The 15,589-nt window shown below is 67.4% G+C and carries 18 protein-coding genes; 9 read left to right on the forward strand and 9 right to left on the reverse strand.

The genetic code is table 11. The features are described from left to right. Positions 1–2 precede the first annotated feature (2 nt). On the forward strand, positions 3–1,454 hold the full coding sequence (locus ACHAA4_RS14700) for an acyltransferase family protein (protein ID WP_435774928.1): 1,452 nt from the start codon (positions 3–5) through the stop codon (positions 1,452–1,454). A gap of 31 nt (positions 1,455–1,485) precedes the next feature. Here ACHAA4_RS14700 and ACHAA4_RS14705 read toward each other — a convergent pair whose 3' ends face one another. The 6 genes from ACHAA4_RS14705 to ACHAA4_RS14730 all read right to left on the reverse strand — a co-directional run bounded on the left by ACHAA4_RS14705 (position 1,486) and on the right by ACHAA4_RS14730 (position 6,420). Beyond that, positions 1,486–2,031, reverse strand: coding sequence for a hypothetical protein (locus tag ACHAA4_RS14705; RefSeq protein ID WP_435774929.1), 546 nt, complete (start codon positions 2,029–2,031; stop codon positions 1,486–1,488). A gap of 73 nt (positions 2,032–2,104) precedes the next feature. Next, positions 2,105–2,335 carry a hypothetical protein gene (locus ACHAA4_RS14710; protein ID WP_435774930.1) on the reverse strand — a complete coding sequence of 77 codons (231 nt, stop codon included), beginning with the start codon at positions 2,333–2,335 and terminating at the stop codon, positions 2,105–2,107. Between the two features lie 54 nt (positions 2,336–2,389). Next, positions 2,390–3,997 (reverse strand): peptide chain release factor 3, encoded by a 1,608-nt coding sequence (locus tag ACHAA4_RS14715; RefSeq protein ID WP_435774931.1) that lies wholly within the window; start codon positions 3,995–3,997, stop codon positions 2,390–2,392. 159 nt (positions 3,998–4,156) lie between these two features. Next, on the reverse strand, positions 4,157–5,563 hold the full coding sequence (locus tag ACHAA4_RS14720) for an aspartate aminotransferase family protein (protein ID WP_435774932.1): 1,407 nt from the start codon (positions 5,561–5,563) through the stop codon (positions 4,157–4,159). A 245-nt stretch (positions 5,564–5,808) separates the two neighbouring features. Further along, positions 5,809–6,024 (reverse strand): hypothetical protein, encoded by a 216-nt coding sequence (locus ACHAA4_RS14725; RefSeq protein ID WP_435774933.1) that lies wholly within the window; start codon positions 6,022–6,024, stop codon positions 5,809–5,811. 81 nt (positions 6,025–6,105) lie between these two features. Next, on the reverse strand, positions 6,106–6,420 hold the full coding sequence (locus ACHAA4_RS14730) for a hypothetical protein (RefSeq protein ID WP_435774934.1): 315 nt from the start codon (positions 6,418–6,420) through the stop codon (positions 6,106–6,108). Between the two features lie 78 nt (positions 6,421–6,498). On the opposite strand from ACHAA4_RS14730, the gene ACHAA4_RS14735 reads away from it, so the two are divergent. After that, the gene (locus ACHAA4_RS14735) at positions 6,499–6,981 is read left to right on the forward strand and encodes a VOC family protein (RefSeq protein ID WP_435774935.1); all 483 of its coding nucleotides are present in this window, start codon (positions 6,499–6,501) and stop codon (positions 6,979–6,981) included. Positions 6,982–6,997: 16 nt separating this feature from the next. On the opposite strand, the gene ACHAA4_RS14740 is transcribed toward ACHAA4_RS14735, so the two are convergent. After that, positions 6,998–7,891, reverse strand: coding sequence for an alpha/beta hydrolase fold domain-containing protein (locus tag ACHAA4_RS14740; RefSeq protein WP_435774936.1), 894 nt, complete (start codon positions 7,889–7,891; stop codon positions 6,998–7,000). A 43-nt stretch (positions 7,892–7,934) separates the two neighbouring features. Between ACHAA4_RS14740 and ACHAA4_RS14745 the strand changes: the two genes are divergently transcribed. Beyond that, positions 7,935–8,456, forward strand: a complete 522-nt coding sequence (locus ACHAA4_RS14745; protein ID WP_435774937.1) for a GNAT family N-acetyltransferase — start codon at positions 7,935–7,937, stop codon at positions 8,454–8,456. 29 nt (positions 8,457–8,485) lie between these two features. Here the strand turns inward: ACHAA4_RS14745 and ACHAA4_RS14750 are convergent, their stop codons facing one another. Further along, on the reverse strand, positions 8,486–8,764 hold the full coding sequence (locus tag ACHAA4_RS14750) for a hypothetical protein (RefSeq protein WP_435774938.1): 279 nt from the start codon (positions 8,762–8,764) through the stop codon (positions 8,486–8,488). A 181-nt stretch (positions 8,765–8,945) separates the two neighbouring features. On the opposite strand from ACHAA4_RS14750, the gene ACHAA4_RS14755 reads away from it, so the two are divergent. Continuing rightward, positions 8,946–9,980, forward strand: coding sequence for an SGNH/GDSL hydrolase family protein (locus tag ACHAA4_RS14755; RefSeq protein ID WP_435774939.1), 1,035 nt, complete (start codon positions 8,946–8,948; stop codon positions 9,978–9,980). 44 nt (positions 9,981–10,024) lie between these two features. On the opposite strand, the gene ACHAA4_RS14760 is transcribed toward ACHAA4_RS14755, so the two are convergent. Then, complete coding sequence (locus ACHAA4_RS14760) at positions 10,025–10,246, reverse strand: hypothetical protein (RefSeq protein ID WP_435774940.1); 222 nt, start codon at positions 10,244–10,246, stop codon at positions 10,025–10,027. Between the two features lie 127 nt (positions 10,247–10,373). Between ACHAA4_RS14760 and ACHAA4_RS14765 the strand changes: the two genes are divergently transcribed. The 5 genes from ACHAA4_RS14765 to mgrA all read left to right on the forward strand — a co-directional run bounded on the left by ACHAA4_RS14765 (position 10,374) and on the right by mgrA (position 15,554). Continuing rightward, on the forward strand, positions 10,374–11,081 hold the full coding sequence (locus tag ACHAA4_RS14765; RefSeq protein WP_435774941.1) for an NUDIX hydrolase: 708 nt from the start codon (positions 10,374–10,376) through the stop codon (positions 11,079–11,081). Further along, entirely contained in the window at positions 11,078–12,352 is a 1,275-nt protein-coding gene (nadA, locus tag ACHAA4_RS14770) for a quinolinate synthase NadA (protein ID WP_435774942.1), read from the forward strand. The genes ACHAA4_RS14765 and nadA overlap by 4 nt, the downstream gene beginning before the upstream one ends. Positions 12,353–12,361: 9 nt before the next feature. Next, positions 12,362–13,312 carry a carboxylating nicotinate-nucleotide diphosphorylase gene (gene nadC, locus ACHAA4_RS14775; protein ID WP_435774943.1) on the forward strand — a complete coding sequence of 317 codons (951 nt, stop codon included), beginning with the start codon at positions 12,362–12,364 and terminating at the stop codon, positions 13,310–13,312. Continuing rightward, on the forward strand, positions 13,312–14,430 hold the full coding sequence (locus tag ACHAA4_RS14780) for a cysteine desulfurase family protein (RefSeq protein WP_435774944.1): 1,119 nt from the start codon (positions 13,312–13,314) through the stop codon (positions 14,428–14,430). The genes nadC and ACHAA4_RS14780 overlap by 1 nt, the downstream gene beginning before the upstream one ends. Before the next feature lie 86 nt (positions 14,431–14,516). Next, complete coding sequence (mgrA, locus tag ACHAA4_RS14785; protein ID WP_435774945.1) at positions 14,517–15,554, forward strand: L-glyceraldehyde 3-phosphate reductase; 1,038 nt, start codon at positions 14,517–14,519, stop codon at positions 15,552–15,554. Positions 15,555–15,589 lie beyond the last annotated feature (35 nt).

The raw sequence follows: 15,589 nt of genomic DNA on the forward strand, positions 1-15,589 counted from the left end.
AGATGGGCGGGGTCAACCAGGACGAGGCCTACCTGATGACCCGGACCCGCTTCTGGGAACTGGGCTTCGGCGGGCTCCTGGCACTTCTGGGCTCCGCCCTGACGCTGCCCCGCCGCTGTCGGGGCCTGGCCGGCTGGACCGGCGTCGTGCTGATCGTGATCACCGGCTTCATCTTCAACGGCGCGGCCCTGTTCCCCGGCCCGTGGGCGCTGTGGCCGTTGCTGGGCATGGCGCTGGTGCTCGCCGCCGCCGACCCCGAAGGGGGCACCAGGGATTCTCGAACGACCGCGACCCGGATGCTCTCGGCTCGGTTCTTCACCTGGGTCGGCGATCATGCCTACGCTCTCTACCTCTGGCATTGGCCGCTGCTGATCTTCTATCTCGAGGTCCGCGGCTACTCCACTCTGGGAGTGGGCGGGGCACTGTTCGTCCTGGCCGTCTCGATGGTGCTCGCGGTGCTGACCCATCGGTGGGTGGAGCGTCCGGTGAACCGAGCCGCAGCGCGGGTCTCACCCCGAGCACCCTTGTCCATGGCGGCTGCGGTGCTTCTGATCGGCGGCTCGGCGAGCAGCTACGCGATCCATACGATCGACCTGCAGCGCGGGGCAGCACCTTCGCTGGCGGAGCTTGATCCCGACGACTATCCCGGGGCACTGGCCACGCTGGAGGGAACGGAGGCGCCTGGAGGTGTGGACTTCATCCCTGACCTGCAGACGCTGGCGCAGAGCCGTCCGGACTACTACGACTGGGGATGCCGGCAGGAGAAGGGCGACGGCGTGGACCGTGGTGAGGTCCTAGTGTGTGAAGACCCCGGCAAGCCAGGGGACCCAGACCTGACGGTGATGATCACGGGAGGCTCTCACGCGGGTCAGTGGCACCATGCGTGGAGGATTGTGGCCGCGGAGAACAACTGGGAGCTGCTGATCGCGGACAAGTCCGCCTGCGTGCTCACCGTTGGTTCGGACCCCGAGGGCAATCAGTGCCATGAGTGGAACGTCAACCTGCTCGATGTGATCTCCGAGCGCGAACCGGACCTGGTGTTCACGGCGGGCACCCGGGTGCCCGCCGACGGCGCGGCGGAGAACATCTACTGGGGCGCCCCGGAAATGTGGCGGGAGATCCGAGACCGCGGCCCTGAGGTGCTGCTGATGCGCGGCACCCCTCGGCGCGAGGACTCCGTCGCTGACTGCCTGGCCGAGGGCGGGGACGCCGAGGCCTGCGGAATGGACCCGGTCAGCTACCAGGACCCCAACCCGCTCACCGAACCGGGACTTCCGGAGGATCTCTATACCGTGGACATGACCGAGCACCTCTGCTTCGAACAGACCTGCCCGGCGGTGATCGGCAACATCGCGGTCTACTACGACCAGAGTCACCTCTCGAACCACTACATCGAATCCCTGACACCGCTGCTCGAGGACAAGCTCCGCGAGGAGATGCCGCACCTGTTCTGAGCCGCACGGGGACGGTTCCAAGCAGGCCTGCTCAGAGCTGGCCGAGAAGCTCCCGCCAGATCGCCTTCCAGCGTTCGACCTCTTCGGGCGAGCTCAGCTTCGTGTGCCCGACCCCCAGCGAGGACCGCTCCTCGGACTTCTGCGCGATGGTGACCGCCACCCGGGAACCGTCGGCCAGCCCGGCGCGCCAGTAGCGCCACCGCTCGGTGGCCGAGGTGCCGGGGACGCCTTCGAGCGCGACCCCGCCGAAGGAGTCGCGCCCAGAGACGAGGTCGACCCATGCCTGAAGCGCAGCGTCCATGTCTCCGGGATAGGTCTTGGAGACGGAGGCCTGGAACTGCCCGGCCCGGGACTCCCCGGGCCGACGCAGGGAGCGGTGCTGTTCGTAGGCGACCGCCACGCTCTGGGCCCACCAGCCGCGATTCTCCACGTCGGGTGGCATGTGGTCATAGACGATGCCGACGATCTCCCGGTGCGGCAGAGCTGCGGCCCCGGCGTCGTCGAGGGCGGTGACCCATTGCGCCCAGGGACGTCGGGTGGTGCGTTCGATGGCTGCGGTGCTGTGCCTCTTGACCATGGCCTCGAGCCTACGCCGATGCTTCCAGCATGCCAGCCCCTGGTCGGCGGCGAACCCCGATCCGCGTGGGGTGCTACTCGGCGTCGGCGGCGTTGACCGGCATGTGCGGGAAGTACTCCCAGAGCTCGCGGAGTCTGCGGAACTGCAGGTCGCCGTCGAGCCCTTCGAGCACGGTGACCACGGCGGGACGGGCCCCTGAGGCGGTGGCTGCCTCGACGAGATCCCTCGGGACGGTCGGTTGGGCGGTGATCGTGAATGCGGTCTTGACAGCCTCGACGACTTCAACTCGTGTGACAGCGTGCATGGTGTTCCTTCCAAGAGGGTTCAGCATGGGGTGCCCGCAGCCCTCGGCGATCGGTCACATCCGTGCGGAGACCGATGCGTTGATGCTGCCCGGAGGATCCGGGAGCAGGTTCGGGTGGTCGCGCTGGACGGTGCGCAACCTCCACGGGTCTCTGAACAACGCCACCGGCGTGCCGTCGTTGCGGTAGAGGACTTCGCAGTCCTGGCGGCTGCCGAGGATCTCGGCGGCGGCGGCGTCGATGTCGCGGGCGACCGAGTAGTCCAGCGCGTCGAAGGAGACCGAGGCGCCGAAGTCGGACTCCATGCGGGCGGAGACGACCTCGAACTGCATCGGTCCGACGGCGCCGAGCACCGGGCGCTGCTGGCCGCGGCGCTCGGAGTAGAACACCTGGATGACGCCTTCGCGGTCGAGCTGCTCGATGCCCTTGCGGAACTGCTTGTGCTTGGACGCGTCCCCGGTCTTGCCGACCCGGAAGTGCTCGGGGGCGAAGGGCTTGAACGGCGGGAACATCACTGACTGGCCGGCGTAGAGCGTGTCGCCCGGGCGCAGCATGGACGCGTTGACCAGGCCGACGACGTCGCCGGGCCAGGCGGTGTCCACGGTGGTGCGGTCGCGGCCGAAGACCTGTTGGGAGTACTTGGTGGGGAACGGCTTGGCTGACTGCGCGTGGGTGGCGACCATACCGCGCTCGAAGACCCCGGAGCAGATGCGCATGAACGCGATCCGGTCGCGGTGAGCCTTGTCCATGCCGGTCTGCACCTTGAAGACGTAGCCGCTGAAGTCAGAGGTCAGGTCATGGGGGGTGCCCTCGGCGTCCGGGCGCGCCTGCGGCGGCGGACCTTCCGCCATGATGAAGTGCAGCAGCTCTTCGACGCCGATGTTCTGCACGGCGGAGGCGAAGAACAGCGGGGTGGCCTCCTGGGCGAGGAAGGCGTCACGGTCATAGAACTGGTCGTCGACCTCCAGCAGCGAGGACTCCTCCACCGCGGTCTCGAACTCGACCGGATACTCGGCCTCGGCCACCTCGCCGGAGAGCTTCTCGGCGAGGACCTTCTTCGCGCCGCCGGGTGCGCGGGTATAGCGGTTCATGGTCATCTCGTCGGGGTGCAGCAGGCCCAGCATGTGCCCGGAGTCTCCGACGGGCCAGTTGCGCGGCATCGAGCGCATCCCGGTGCGGGTGAGGATCTCATCCACCAGCTCCAGGGCGTCCTGGCCAGGGCGGTCCCACTTGTTGATCACCGTAATGACCGGCAGCCCGCGGGCCTTGCAGACCTCGAAGAGCTTCATGGTCTGGGCTTCCATGCCCTTGGCGGCGTCGATGAGCATGATCACCGCGTCCACCGCAGCGAGCACGCGGAAGGTGTCTTCGGAGAAGTCGGCGTGCCCGGGGGTGTCCACCAGGTTCACGATCGCGTCACCGACGGTGAACTGCAGCACCGCTGAGCTCACCGAGATGCCGCGGGCCTTCTCCATCTCCATCCAGTCCGAGACGGTGCCGCGGCGTCCCGCCTTGCCATGGACCGCGCCGGCCTCGGTGATCGCGTTGGAATGAAGCAGCAGCGCCTCACTCAACGTGGACTTGCCCGCATCGGGATGCGAGATCACCGCGACGGTGCGGCGAGACAAGGCCTCCTCTAAGATCTGCTTGGTATCTGCTTCCATCACACGTGAGACTCTACTCTCACGCACAGAGAGAGTTGAATCCTCGCGCCGCCGTGAGGGCACCGTCACAGACCCGACCCGGGCGACCGTCGCTTCCGCCTCCCAGCGATCCGACAGATACGGACGGGGCGGCGCCGGCCTCAGCACCCGCTGAGGAAACTAGACGCGGCGGATGGACTCGTCGGCGAGGTCGAGCACCTCATCCAACACGTCGATCCCGAAGAGCAGCTCCTCGGCGGTGGTGTTCAGCGGCGGACAGATGTGCAGCCGGTTCATATTCATGAAGGGAAGCACTCCACGGCGTCTGGCCTCGGCGACCAGCCGGCCCATCACTGCGGGGGTCTGACCATAGGGTGCCAGCGGCTCGCGGGTCTCCTTGTCCTTGACCAGTTCGATCGCCCAGAACATCCCGACGCCGCGCACATCCCCGACGCTCGGATGCCGATCCTTCAGCGCGGCCAACCGGGGTCCGATGACCTCCTCCCCCAGCTTCAGCGCGTTATCCACCATGCCTTCCTCGCGCATCGCCGTGATCGCTGCCACCGCTGCTGCGGCGGCGAGCGGGTGACCGGAGTAGGTCAGTCCTCCCGGGTAGGCGCGTTCGGCGAAGGTCGCGTAGATCGCGTCGTTCATGGCGACGCCGCCCATCGGGACGTAGCCGGAGTTGACCCCCTTGGCGAAGGTCACGATGTCGGGCTCGATCCCATAGTGCTGGTGGGCGAACCACTTCCCGGCGCGCCCGAAGCCCGACATCACCTCATCGATGATCAAGACGATGCCGTGCTCATCGCAGAGCTTTCGCACCCCCTGCAGGTAGCCCGGCGGAGGCAGGTAGATGCCTGCGGTACCGGGGATGGCCTCCAGGATGATCGCCGCGGTCTGCCCTGCGCCTTCCAGCATCACCAGGTCGCGCAGGTGGTTCAGCGCGCGTTCGGCCTCCTGCGCCTCGTCGTCGGCGTTGAAGTACGAGCGGTAGGTGTAGGCGGGCAGGAAGTGCTCGACACCGGCGTCGTCGTCGGAGGCGATCCGGCGCGGGTCACCGGTGAGGTTCACCGCCAGGTGGGTGCCCCCGTGGTACGAGCGGTAGGCGGAGAACACCTTGCGCCGACCGGTGTGCAACCGGGCCATCCGCACCGCGTGCTCGTTGGCGTCGGCGCCGCCGTTGGTGAAGAAGACGTGGTTGATGTCCTCGGGCAGCAGCTCGGTGATCAGCCGTGCCGCTTCGGAGCGGGCCTCGTTGGCATGCTGCGGGGCGACGGTGCACAGCTTCTCGGCCTGGGTCTTGATCGCCTCGATGATCTTGGGGGGCTTGTGCCCGGCGTTGGTGAAGATCAGCTGGGAGGTCAGGTCCAGGAGCTTGTTGCCCTCGCCGTCCCAGATCCAGGAGCCCTCTGCGTCGATCACGGTCATCGGGGTCAGCGACTCCTGCGCGCTCCAGGAGTGGAACACGTGGCTGCGGTCCAGCTCATAGGCCCGACGGCCAGCCTCGATCGCGGCGTCGCTGGGGCCTGCCTCGGAGCCCGACTGCGTGTCCGCACCGGTGATGTCGTTGATCTCGGTGGTCATGATGATCTCCTGATCTGAAGTCCTGGTCTGTCGTTCTGCTGCACGCCCAGCCGTATGCCGGTCTCGGAACTGTCACCCCAGCGGGTGGTGTCCACCTTGCCATGAGTGACGAAGAGCACCTTTCCGCGCCGCAGGAGTGTTCTTCGCCGTTTCCTCCGCCGGCACCACGTCGAAGCCGATCGTGGTCTTCTCAGGCGTCGCCCCATCTCTAGTCCGAGTGGGTGGCTTCGGGCTTCGCCAGACCTTCAAAGGGTTCCATCGCACGCCGAATCGGCGGTCCATTCCCAGTACTGTTCAGGATCGGTGGTTCTGAACTGCTCGAGCAGATCCTCCTGCCATGCCGCGTCCGCCCTGTACAGAGATGACTCGTGGAGCAGGATGAGTCCTCCCAGCTCGTGCGCGGCAAGCACCTCTTCGACGGCATCGAGCAGCTCGCGCCAGGCGTCAGGACCCTCGGGCACCGTCTCCGAGGTCCAGGCGGCCGAGTTGTAGGTGGTCAGGTAGGTCTCCCCGCCGTAGCCGTTGCCCGTAGATTCATACCATCAGGGCTCTCCACGGGGGCTCACTGCCACTGCGAAGTCATCCCGAAGCATCGCCTCGAGCTCCGCGAAGAGCTGCCGCTGACGGTCCTCGACTTCTTCCGGAGTCGGCGCAGCGAGGATCTCTTCGGCATCCGTATACGCGTCCCCTGGATAGTCCTCCCAGTGGACAGTGCGCTCCTGGCCTGAACTCTCCACGACGGTGGTCTCCGGCGAGACCGCGCACCCGGTCACCCCCAGGACGACGGCGGCCAGTGCCGCTCCACGGCCGAGAGCCACCCTCCAGCCCAGTGCTGGCCGCTTCTGCAGTTGTTCCATGCCGGGAGAATACGCCGACACCCCACGAGATCGACCTCATGCACATCGTGTTGACCCGGGAGACGTAGCGTAGCTCGTATGGAGATTGCTCAGCTCTACGCCGCCGCCGTCCGAGATGCCGACAAGCTCATCGAGTCACTGGGCGTGCGAGATGAACTGGTCCAGAACGACACTCTGTGCCTTCAGGTCTCGAGCAACGATCGCTACACCAGGCGCAAGCAGGACTTGGCGCTGGCCGGTACGTGGATCAGCGAAAGCCTGGTCAATGGTCGACTCATCGCGGTGTTGCAGCTCCATGAGCCGCTCCGGGCGCATGGCTGGAGCGTGAGCTTCATCGAACTGCCACAGCCCAAGACAGGGTCGGAGATCGACGGGATCCGACACCTGCAGTTCGTGACGCGCACCGGCATCGAGAGTTTTCGTCACAGGTTTGCCGAGCTCGGATTCAGGGAGACCGGCAACCCCCGCAACCGGCTCCTGGAGATCACCGAGAACGACGTCGTCGTGCGTTTCCACGACAAGAACCTGGGAGCCGTCATCGAGTGGGAACAAGTAGGCTGACCCTGAGAGCGGGTCTCTACGCGAATGCAACCCGGACAGCCTCCGCGATCTTCTCGTACACCGGCAGGACGACGTCGCGGCCGGCGCCTCCCATGTTGAACGCGTGGCCCACCCCTTCCAGATCCAGGTGATCGATCAGCGCATCCGCCGCGCGCAGCCGCTGCGCGTACCGTCCGGCCTCGTCGCGCAGGATGTCCCGCTCTGCGGAGATCACGAGTCCCGGAGCGATCCCCGCCAGAGAGGCCGTGTCCGCATCTGACGCGGGAGAGATGAGCCGGTGAGCTCGGACCCGGACATCGGGGCAGTAGGCGGAGTTGAACACGGGTCCCATCCTGACCAGGAACTTCTCCCGACCCGGCGCCCATTTCTGGGCCGCTGGGATGGTCAGATCCAAGGCCGGATACATCAAGACCTGCAGCGCAACATCGGGGGCTCCTCCCTCGAAGGCCAGCCGGGCTGCCGCGGCGGCCAGGGCGCCGCCCGCGGACTGACCTCCGACAGCCAGCTTGCCCCCGTCCCAGGGGCGGTCCGGTGCGGCAGCCCAGGCCGCGACGTCGTAGGCCTGCTCGACCGGGCCGGGGAACCGCGACTGCGGGGCGGGGATGTAGTCGAGATTGATCACTGTGACACCGGCGTGGAAGGCGATGAAGCGGCACAGGGCGTCATCCTGCTCGGGGTGACGGATCACGAACCCGCCGCCGTGCAGGTTCAGGTACACGCCGCTGCCCGCCGGGCCCGAGGGCGGGGAGTATCGGATCGCGCGCAGCTGGCCGTGGCGGGTCGGGATGGTGATCTCTTCGGTGGTGGCGGGAAGCTCGGTGAACGCGACCTCCGACGGCAGCCGGGGACCGCGCGGAGCTCGTTGCATCAGCTTGGCGGCGCCGTCGGCGAGCCATCCGGGTAGAACCATGTCCAGTCTCTCCTTTGACAGATGTCAGCCTATTCTTGCCCCCATGCCCATTCCCCCGCCCACGGCACGACTGCGATTCCGCAGGATGACCGACGCTGACCTCGAGGACATGGCCGCGCTGCTCGGCGACCCGGTGGTGATGCACTACTACCCGGCCCCGAAGTCGCGAATGGAGGCCGCGCAGTGGATCGCCAAGTCCCAGCGCCGCTACGCCGAGCACGGCTATGGCCTGTGGATCATCGAGACCCTCGAGGGCGATTTCCTCGGCGACTGTGGTCTGACCTGGCAGTCTGTGAACGGCACCCCCAAGCTCGAGGTCGGTTTCCGGGTGCGGGCCGAAAAGCAGAACCAGGGCTACGCCACCGAGGCCGCGCTGGCGTGTCTTGAATTCGCCCGGGAACACACCGAGGAGACCGAGCTGGTAGCGATCCTTCATCCGGAGAACCGCGCGTCGGAGCGGGTGGCCGAGAAGCTGGGGATGCACCGAGTGGCGGATGACCTGGCCGGACCCATCCCGGTCCGCGCCGTGTACAGCACGCCTCTGAGGCGCTCCTCCGACGCGTAGATGCATATAAAGCGCTGACGAAGATGCTTTCACATATGCGAGCGCGGGTGTGGCGCGACGTGCTCCGGGAAGTCTTCCTCACCGATGCCCCCAGGCTCGTAGAACGAGGCAGCGAACCCTCGCCCCGCTTCCATCAGCTCTCCCCGAGTCATTCGGGCCCCGAGCGGTGAACACCCCACCGTGAACCCATAGGTGCCGTCGGCCGGCCCGTTGAGCCAGGCGAAGTCGTAGCTCATCCGGCCGTCATCTTGAAACCTCTCGCTCACGCGGAAGATCTCTCCGTCAACGGTGAATTCCAGGGGGTTCATGCCATCAGTCAAGCACGGCGCACTGCTGACGTGCCTGTAACCTGAACCAATGCCTCCTCGTCGTCTCGCAGTCCTCTGCACTGCTCTGCTGCTCGCACTATCCGCCTGTGACAGCAATCCACCCGAGGACGGCACCTCGAGTCCGGCCACACCCGCGACGGCCGAGGACAGTTTCCCCACGGTGAAGTTCAATCAGTCGCTGACCCAGGACGTGACGACGGAGCAGATCGAGGACTGGTCGGCTCAAGACCTCCTCCCCGTGGCGCCCGCCCATGGCGGCGCCTTCGAGACGATGACCAATGCCCTCGGTGCCGCCGACCCGGCGCCCGATGTGGTCATCTTCGGCGACTCCATGACACAGCAAGGTCTCGATCCAGCCGAACTGGGGCAGCTGTTGTCTGAAGCGACCGGCGACGAGGTCTCCGTCTTCAACGGCGCGAGCAGCCGGGCCCGCTGGGGAATCAACCGCTTGCTGGCCCGCTACATCGTCAGCCTCGACGAACTGCCGTCCGTCGCGCTGATGGGCATCTCGACCCGAGCGGCCGAGCGGGACGACTTCTACACCTCTGAAGGTGCGAAGTCACCGTTCTCCTCGATGGTCGAAGGATGCGACCGGCCCGCCAGCGATACCTGGAGCGACGCGGACGCTGCGCGCTGTGAACGCGACGTCGCTGACCCGCTGTTCCGGTTCCGCACCGGCGGGGGGCAGGTGGCGCGGGCGGAGGAGGGACAACCAGCCCAGACCAGCCTGCGGATCAGAGAAGGCAGCCGGCTGCGTTCAGACGGTTTCATGATCCACCCCGGGGTCAGTGCGGCCGAGGCCGAAGAGATCAGCGACACCCGGATGGAGCGAGGATTTCCCGGCTTCCCGACGGTGCACGATGAAGCTGTCGCCGAGTTCGGCGAGGCCGCTGATCTGCTGCGCAGCCATGGCGTGACCGTGCTTGCGTTCGAGATTCCCTACACGCCCGTCCACCAGGCGAATCTTGAGGAGGCAGGGCGGGACTATGACGCCCGCCGGCAGGAGTCAGCTCAGGCTCTGACGGACCCGCATGACGTCCGACTCTTCCCCGTGGACGAGTTCGGCTCCTGGTGGGGAGACGACCACAGCCGGGATGCGATCCACCTCGCACCCGAGGGCGCGACAGAGTTCGCGCGTCAGCTCACCGAGATCCCAGACTTCCTCGACGAGGTCCAGGCCGGCCTCGCTGACTGACAGGCAGATGTAGCGGCACCACCAGGCTCATCGGCGTCACGGTCTCATCTGGGGGAGACAGCGCTCTGCCCGGACGCCGCCGCGTCCCGCCGAGCCCGCGCTGCCGTCTTGCGTGCAAGCAGCACGGTCACGACCATCGCGATCGCGATGGCCACTCCCCAGCGCACCAGCATCGGTACGTCGGTGTAGAGATCCATCAGGATATTCACGGCCAGGGCCACCAGTGCGCTGCAGATGACCACCACGTATTGACGCATGGGCGTCATCGTTCCAGCCCAGAGCGCTCCTGTACAGGGCAGAAACCCACCGTTGGTGGATATTACGACCCCTTCAGGTTGACCTGACCATATGACATGGACCATAGTGTCAGTGTCACCTTAAGAAGGGCTCGCCATGACCGCGCCGTCGAACCTGCAGACCGAGCTCGCCGTGAGCACGGTGGTCTTCGCGCTGCGCCCGCACCCGGAGACCGGGGAGCTCACGCTCTGGCTGCCCCTGGTGCGCCGCATCCGCGATCCCTTCCTCGGCCAGTGGGCGCTCCCCGGCGGGCCCCTGGAACCGGACCAGGACCTGGTCAGCTCCGCCCGGGCCACCCTGCTCGAGACCACCGGGCTGGCTCCGCGGCACCTGGAGCAGCTCTACGCCTTCGGCGATGTGGACCGCTCCCACGCCAGCACCCGGGTGGTGTCCATCGTCTATTGGGCGCTGGTGCGCCAGGACGAGGACGCCGACGCGGTGGAGGGCGAGAACCTCGAATGGTTCCCGGCCGATGACATCGCGGAGGAGGCCGGCGTGCTGGCCTTCGATCACGGCGTGATCCTCGCCTACGCCCTGGACCGGCTGCGCGCAAAGGTGACCTACTCCCCCATCGCGCATGCCTTCCTGCCCGAGCGGTTCCCGCTCGCCGAGCTGCGCCGGGTCTATGAGGCGATCCTCAACCGGGCGCTGGACCCTTCGAACTTCCGCCGTCAGATCATCGCCCAGGGCACGGTCGAGGACACCGGCGAGCGCATGACCGGCACCGCGCACCGCCCGCCGCGGCTCTACCGTTCCAACCCCCACCGCACCCGCTACACCCTCACCATCCAGGAGACGCCATGACCGCCTCGGTACATGACCTGATCACCCTGACCCCGAAGGACAGCTGCAACACCAAGCTGGCCGCCGGACCCTGGGACTTCGACACCGTCCCGGGCTATGGGCCCGGTTCCTCGCAGGCCGATCGGCTCCCGGACCCGGTCTCCCGGCCCGGTCAGCTGCCCGAGCGCTACCAGCTCATGCCGGAGCCGCAGCTGCATGAACGGATCCGGGCCGCGAAGGCGACGCTGGCTGAGGAGCTGGTCATCCTGGGGCATTTCTATCAGCGCGACGAGGTCGTCCAGCACGCGGATTTCGTGGGCGACTCCTTCCAGCTGGCCAATGCCGCGCTGAGCAAGCCGGAGGCGAAGACCATCGTCTTCTGCGGGGTCCACTTCATGGCCGAGACCGCCGACATCCTTTCGGGCCCGGAGCAGTCGGTGATCCTGCCCAACCTCGCCGCGGGCTGCTCGATGGCCGACATGGCGGATGAGTCCTCGGTGGAGACCGCCTGGGAGGAGATCTGCGAGACATACGGGGTGGATCCGGACACCGCACCCGATGCTGAGGGCAAGGTCCCGATCCTCCCGGTGACCTACATGAACTCCTCCGCCGCACTGAAGGCCTTCTGCGGCCGCCACGGCGGGATCGTGTGCACCTCCTCCAACGCCGCGACCGTGCTGGAGTGGGCCTTCGAGCGTGCCCACCGGGTGTTGTTCTTCCCGGACCAGCACCTGGGCCGCAACACCGCCAAGGCCATGGGGGTGCCGCTGGAGCAGATGCCGCTGTGGAATCCGCGCAAGCCGCTGGGCGGGAACACGCCTGAGCAGCTGCACGAGGCCAAGGTTCTGCTCTGGCACGGGTTCTGCTCCGTGCACCGGCGCTTCACGGTGGACCAGATCGCTCAGGCCCGCGCGGCGAACCCCGAGGTGAAGATCATCGTGCACCCCGAGTGCCCGATGGAAGTGGTCGATGCCGCCGACGCGGCCGGCTCCACCGACGCGATCCAGAAGTTCATCGCCGCCTCCGACCCCGGGGACACCATCGGGATCGGCACCGAGATCAACATGGTCAACCGGCTGGCCGCCCAGTACCCGGACCGGAGAATCTTCTGCCTGGACCCGGTCATCTGCCCGTGTTCCACCATGTACCGGATCCACCCGGGCTACCTGGCCTGGGTGCTCGACGAGCTGGTCCAGGGACGGGTGAACAACCAGATCAGCGTCGAGTCTGAGGTCTCCGTGCAGGCGAAGGTCGCACTGGACCGGATGCTCGCCGCCAAGCCGAAAGACTGAAGGGACCCTGTGGACACTCAGCTCTCCGCCCGCGAGATCGACGCAGTCATCACCCTGGCCCTGGCCGAGGACATCCCCTTCGGTGATCTCACCAGTCTGGCGTTCGTGCCTCCCGAGGCCACCGCGCAGGCCCAGCTGGTGGCGCGGGAACCCGGCATCCTCGCCGGAGGTGAGATCTTCGCCCGTACCTTCGCCGCGCTGGATCCCGCCGTCGGCGTGAGTCTCGAGACCGACGACGGCGCACGGTTCGCCCCTGGGGATGTCCTGGCCCGTGTGCAGGGCCCCGCCCGTGCGATCCTCGGCGCCGAACGCGTCGCGCTGAACCTGGTCCAACGTCTCTCCGGGGTGGCCACCCTGACCAGCGAGCATGTCGCTGCCGTGGCGGGGACCGGGGTGCGGGTCACCGATACCCGCAAGACCACGCCTGGGCTGCGCGCGCTGGAGCGCTACGCGGTGCGCTGCGGCGGCGGACACAACCACCGGTTCTCGCTCTCCGACGCGGTGATGGCCAAGGACAACCACCTGGCGGCGCTGGGTGACTCCCCTGAGGCGCTGACCCAGGCGATCCTGAGCGCCCGCGAGCGCCTGCCGCACACCACCCATATCGAGGTGGAGGTGGACCGGATCGAACAGATCGCCCCGGTGCTCGCCGGTGGGGCCGACACGATCATGCTGGACAACTTCAGCCTCGAGGACCTGCGCCGCGGCGTGGAGCTCATCAACGGTCAGGCCCTGGTGGAGGCCTCAGGCGGGGTGAGCCTGGAGACGATCGGGGCGATCGCCGGCACCGGGGTGGACCTGATCAGCGTGGGCGCGCTGACCCACGGTGCTCGCGCCCTGGACCTGGGATTAGACATGGACCTGGGGCTAGAGGTGAACACTGGGACCGGCATCCACGTCGAGATCGATCCGGTGCTCGCCGCGGAGCTTGAGGCGGACGGGCCGGGGACCTCGGACTGATGCTCTACCTGGACGAGTCCGCCGCGGCTCCGGTCCGACGCGAGGTGCTGGAGGCGATGTGGCCGCACCTGACCGGGTACGCGAACCCCTCCAGCGTCCATGAACCCGGGGCCGCGGCGTCCCGGGCGCTGGAGGCCGCCCGTGCTGAGGTCGCCCGGCACCTGAACGCTCGGCCGGCAGAGATCATCTTCACCTCCGGCGGCACCGAGTCCGACAACGCCGCGCTCAAGGGCATCGCGCTCGCCGCCCCGCGCGGACGCCACGTGCTGACCTCTGCCCTGGAGCACCCCGCGGTCAGCGAGTCTGCGGCCTGGTTGAGCCGGCTGGGTTACGAGGTGGAGACGGTGCCGGTGGACAGCGACGGCGTGGTCACCCCTGACGCGCTTGCCGCGAGGCTACGTCCTGACACCACCGTGGTCTCCATCCACTACGCAAACAACGAGGTCGGCACGGTCCAGGACATCGCTGCCATGGCAGCGCTCTGTGCCGAGCATCGGGTTCCGTTCCACACCGACGCGGTCCAGGCGGCCGGGACCCTGTCCCTGGATGTGCAGGCCCTCGGCGTCAGCGCGATGAGCCTTGCCGGCCACAAGCTCGGCACACCTAGGGGCACCGGGGTGCTGTACCTGCGCCGTCGGACGCCTTTTGAGCCGCTGATCCATGGTGGCGGCCAGCAGCGGGACCTGCGCTCGGGCACCGAGAACGTTGCCGGAGCAGTCGGGATGGCGACGGCGCTGCAGCTCGCGTCTGAAAGTGACGTCGCGGGGCTGGCGGTGCGGCGCGACGGGTTCATCGAGGCGGTGCTCGCCCGGGTGCCCGGCGCGCGGCTGACCGGGCACCGGACCCGGCGGCTGGCCGGACACGCGTCCTTCGTGCTGCCCGGTCGCAGTGGGGAGTCGGTGCTGCTGGACCTGGAACGGCAGGGCATCTTCTGCTCCTCGGGCTCGGCCTGCGCCGCGGGGTCGAGCGAGCCGAGCCCGGCGTTGAGCGCCATGGGGTACTCACCGGAGGTGGCCCAGACGGCGGTGCGGTTCAGCTTCGGGGACTCCGTGACGTCTGCAGACCTGGACCGCGCGGCGGCGGCACTGCCGGGTGGAGCAGCGGCTTCGCAGGCGTAAGGTGATCAGGGGCCCGCCTCCTGTCTGGACCGGCCGGGCCTCCCCCGAGACTCTGAACACCGACACCGCGAAATTCAGGAGCCACCATGTACGTTCCCGCAGAAGACCGCTACGACAACGCGGAGTACCGCCGTGTGGGCCGCTCCGGCCTGGTGCTGCCCCCGCTCTCGCTGGGGCTCTGGCACAACTTCGGTGACGACTTCGCCCTGGAGAACCAGCGCGAGATCATCCACATGGCCTTCGACCATGGGATCACCCACTTCGACCTGGCCAACAACTACGGGCCTCCCCCAGGATCGGCGGAGATCAACTTCGGACGGATCCTGCGCGAGGACTTCGCCGGGCTGCGCGATGAGCTGATCATCTCTACCAAGGCCGGATGGACCATGTGGCCCGGCCCCTACGGCGGCCCCACCGGCAGCCGCAAGCACCTGCTCTCCAGCCTGGACCAGTCGCTGAGCCGGATGGGCCTGGACCACGTGGACATCTTCTACTCGCACCGCCCCGATGCTGACACTCCGCTGGAGGAGACGATGTCGGCCCTGGACGCGGCAGTTCGTTCCGGAAAGGCTCTCTACGCCGGAATCTCGTCCTACTCCGCCGAAGACACGATCAAGGCCGCCGCGATCCTGAAGGATCTCGGCACTCCGCTGCTGATCCACCAGCCCTCCTACTCGATGCTCAACCGCTGGATCGAGACCGAGGGCCTGCTCGACGCGGTCGACGACCTCGGAGTCGGCGTCATCGGCTTCAGCGCACTGGCCCAGGGAATGCTGACCGATAAGTACCTCGACGGTGTGCCCTCGGATTCGCGTGCCGCGACCAAGGGCTCGTTCCGGGACGATTTCCTCACCGAGGAGAACCTCGGACACATCCGCTCGCTCAATGACATCGCAGCCGCCCGTGGTCAGAGCCTGGCGCAGATGGCGCTGGCCTGGGCGCTGCGCGATGACCGCGTGAGCTCCCTGGTGATCGGCGCCAGCCGGCCCGAGCAGCTCAAGTCCAACCTGGCGGCTCTGGATCAGCGCTCGTTCAGCAAGGAAGAGCTGGACGCCATCGACGAGCACGCCGTCGACGGCGGCATCGACATCTGGGGATCGGCCCGCAAGAGCACCAAGGGCTGATCCAGTCTCTGGTGATCGATGCAGAACTGATCGAT

The organism is Nesterenkonia maliinae (genome assembly GCF_051262655.1).
Classification (GTDB): Bacteria; Actinomycetota; Actinomycetes; order Actinomycetales; family Micrococcaceae; genus Nesterenkonia.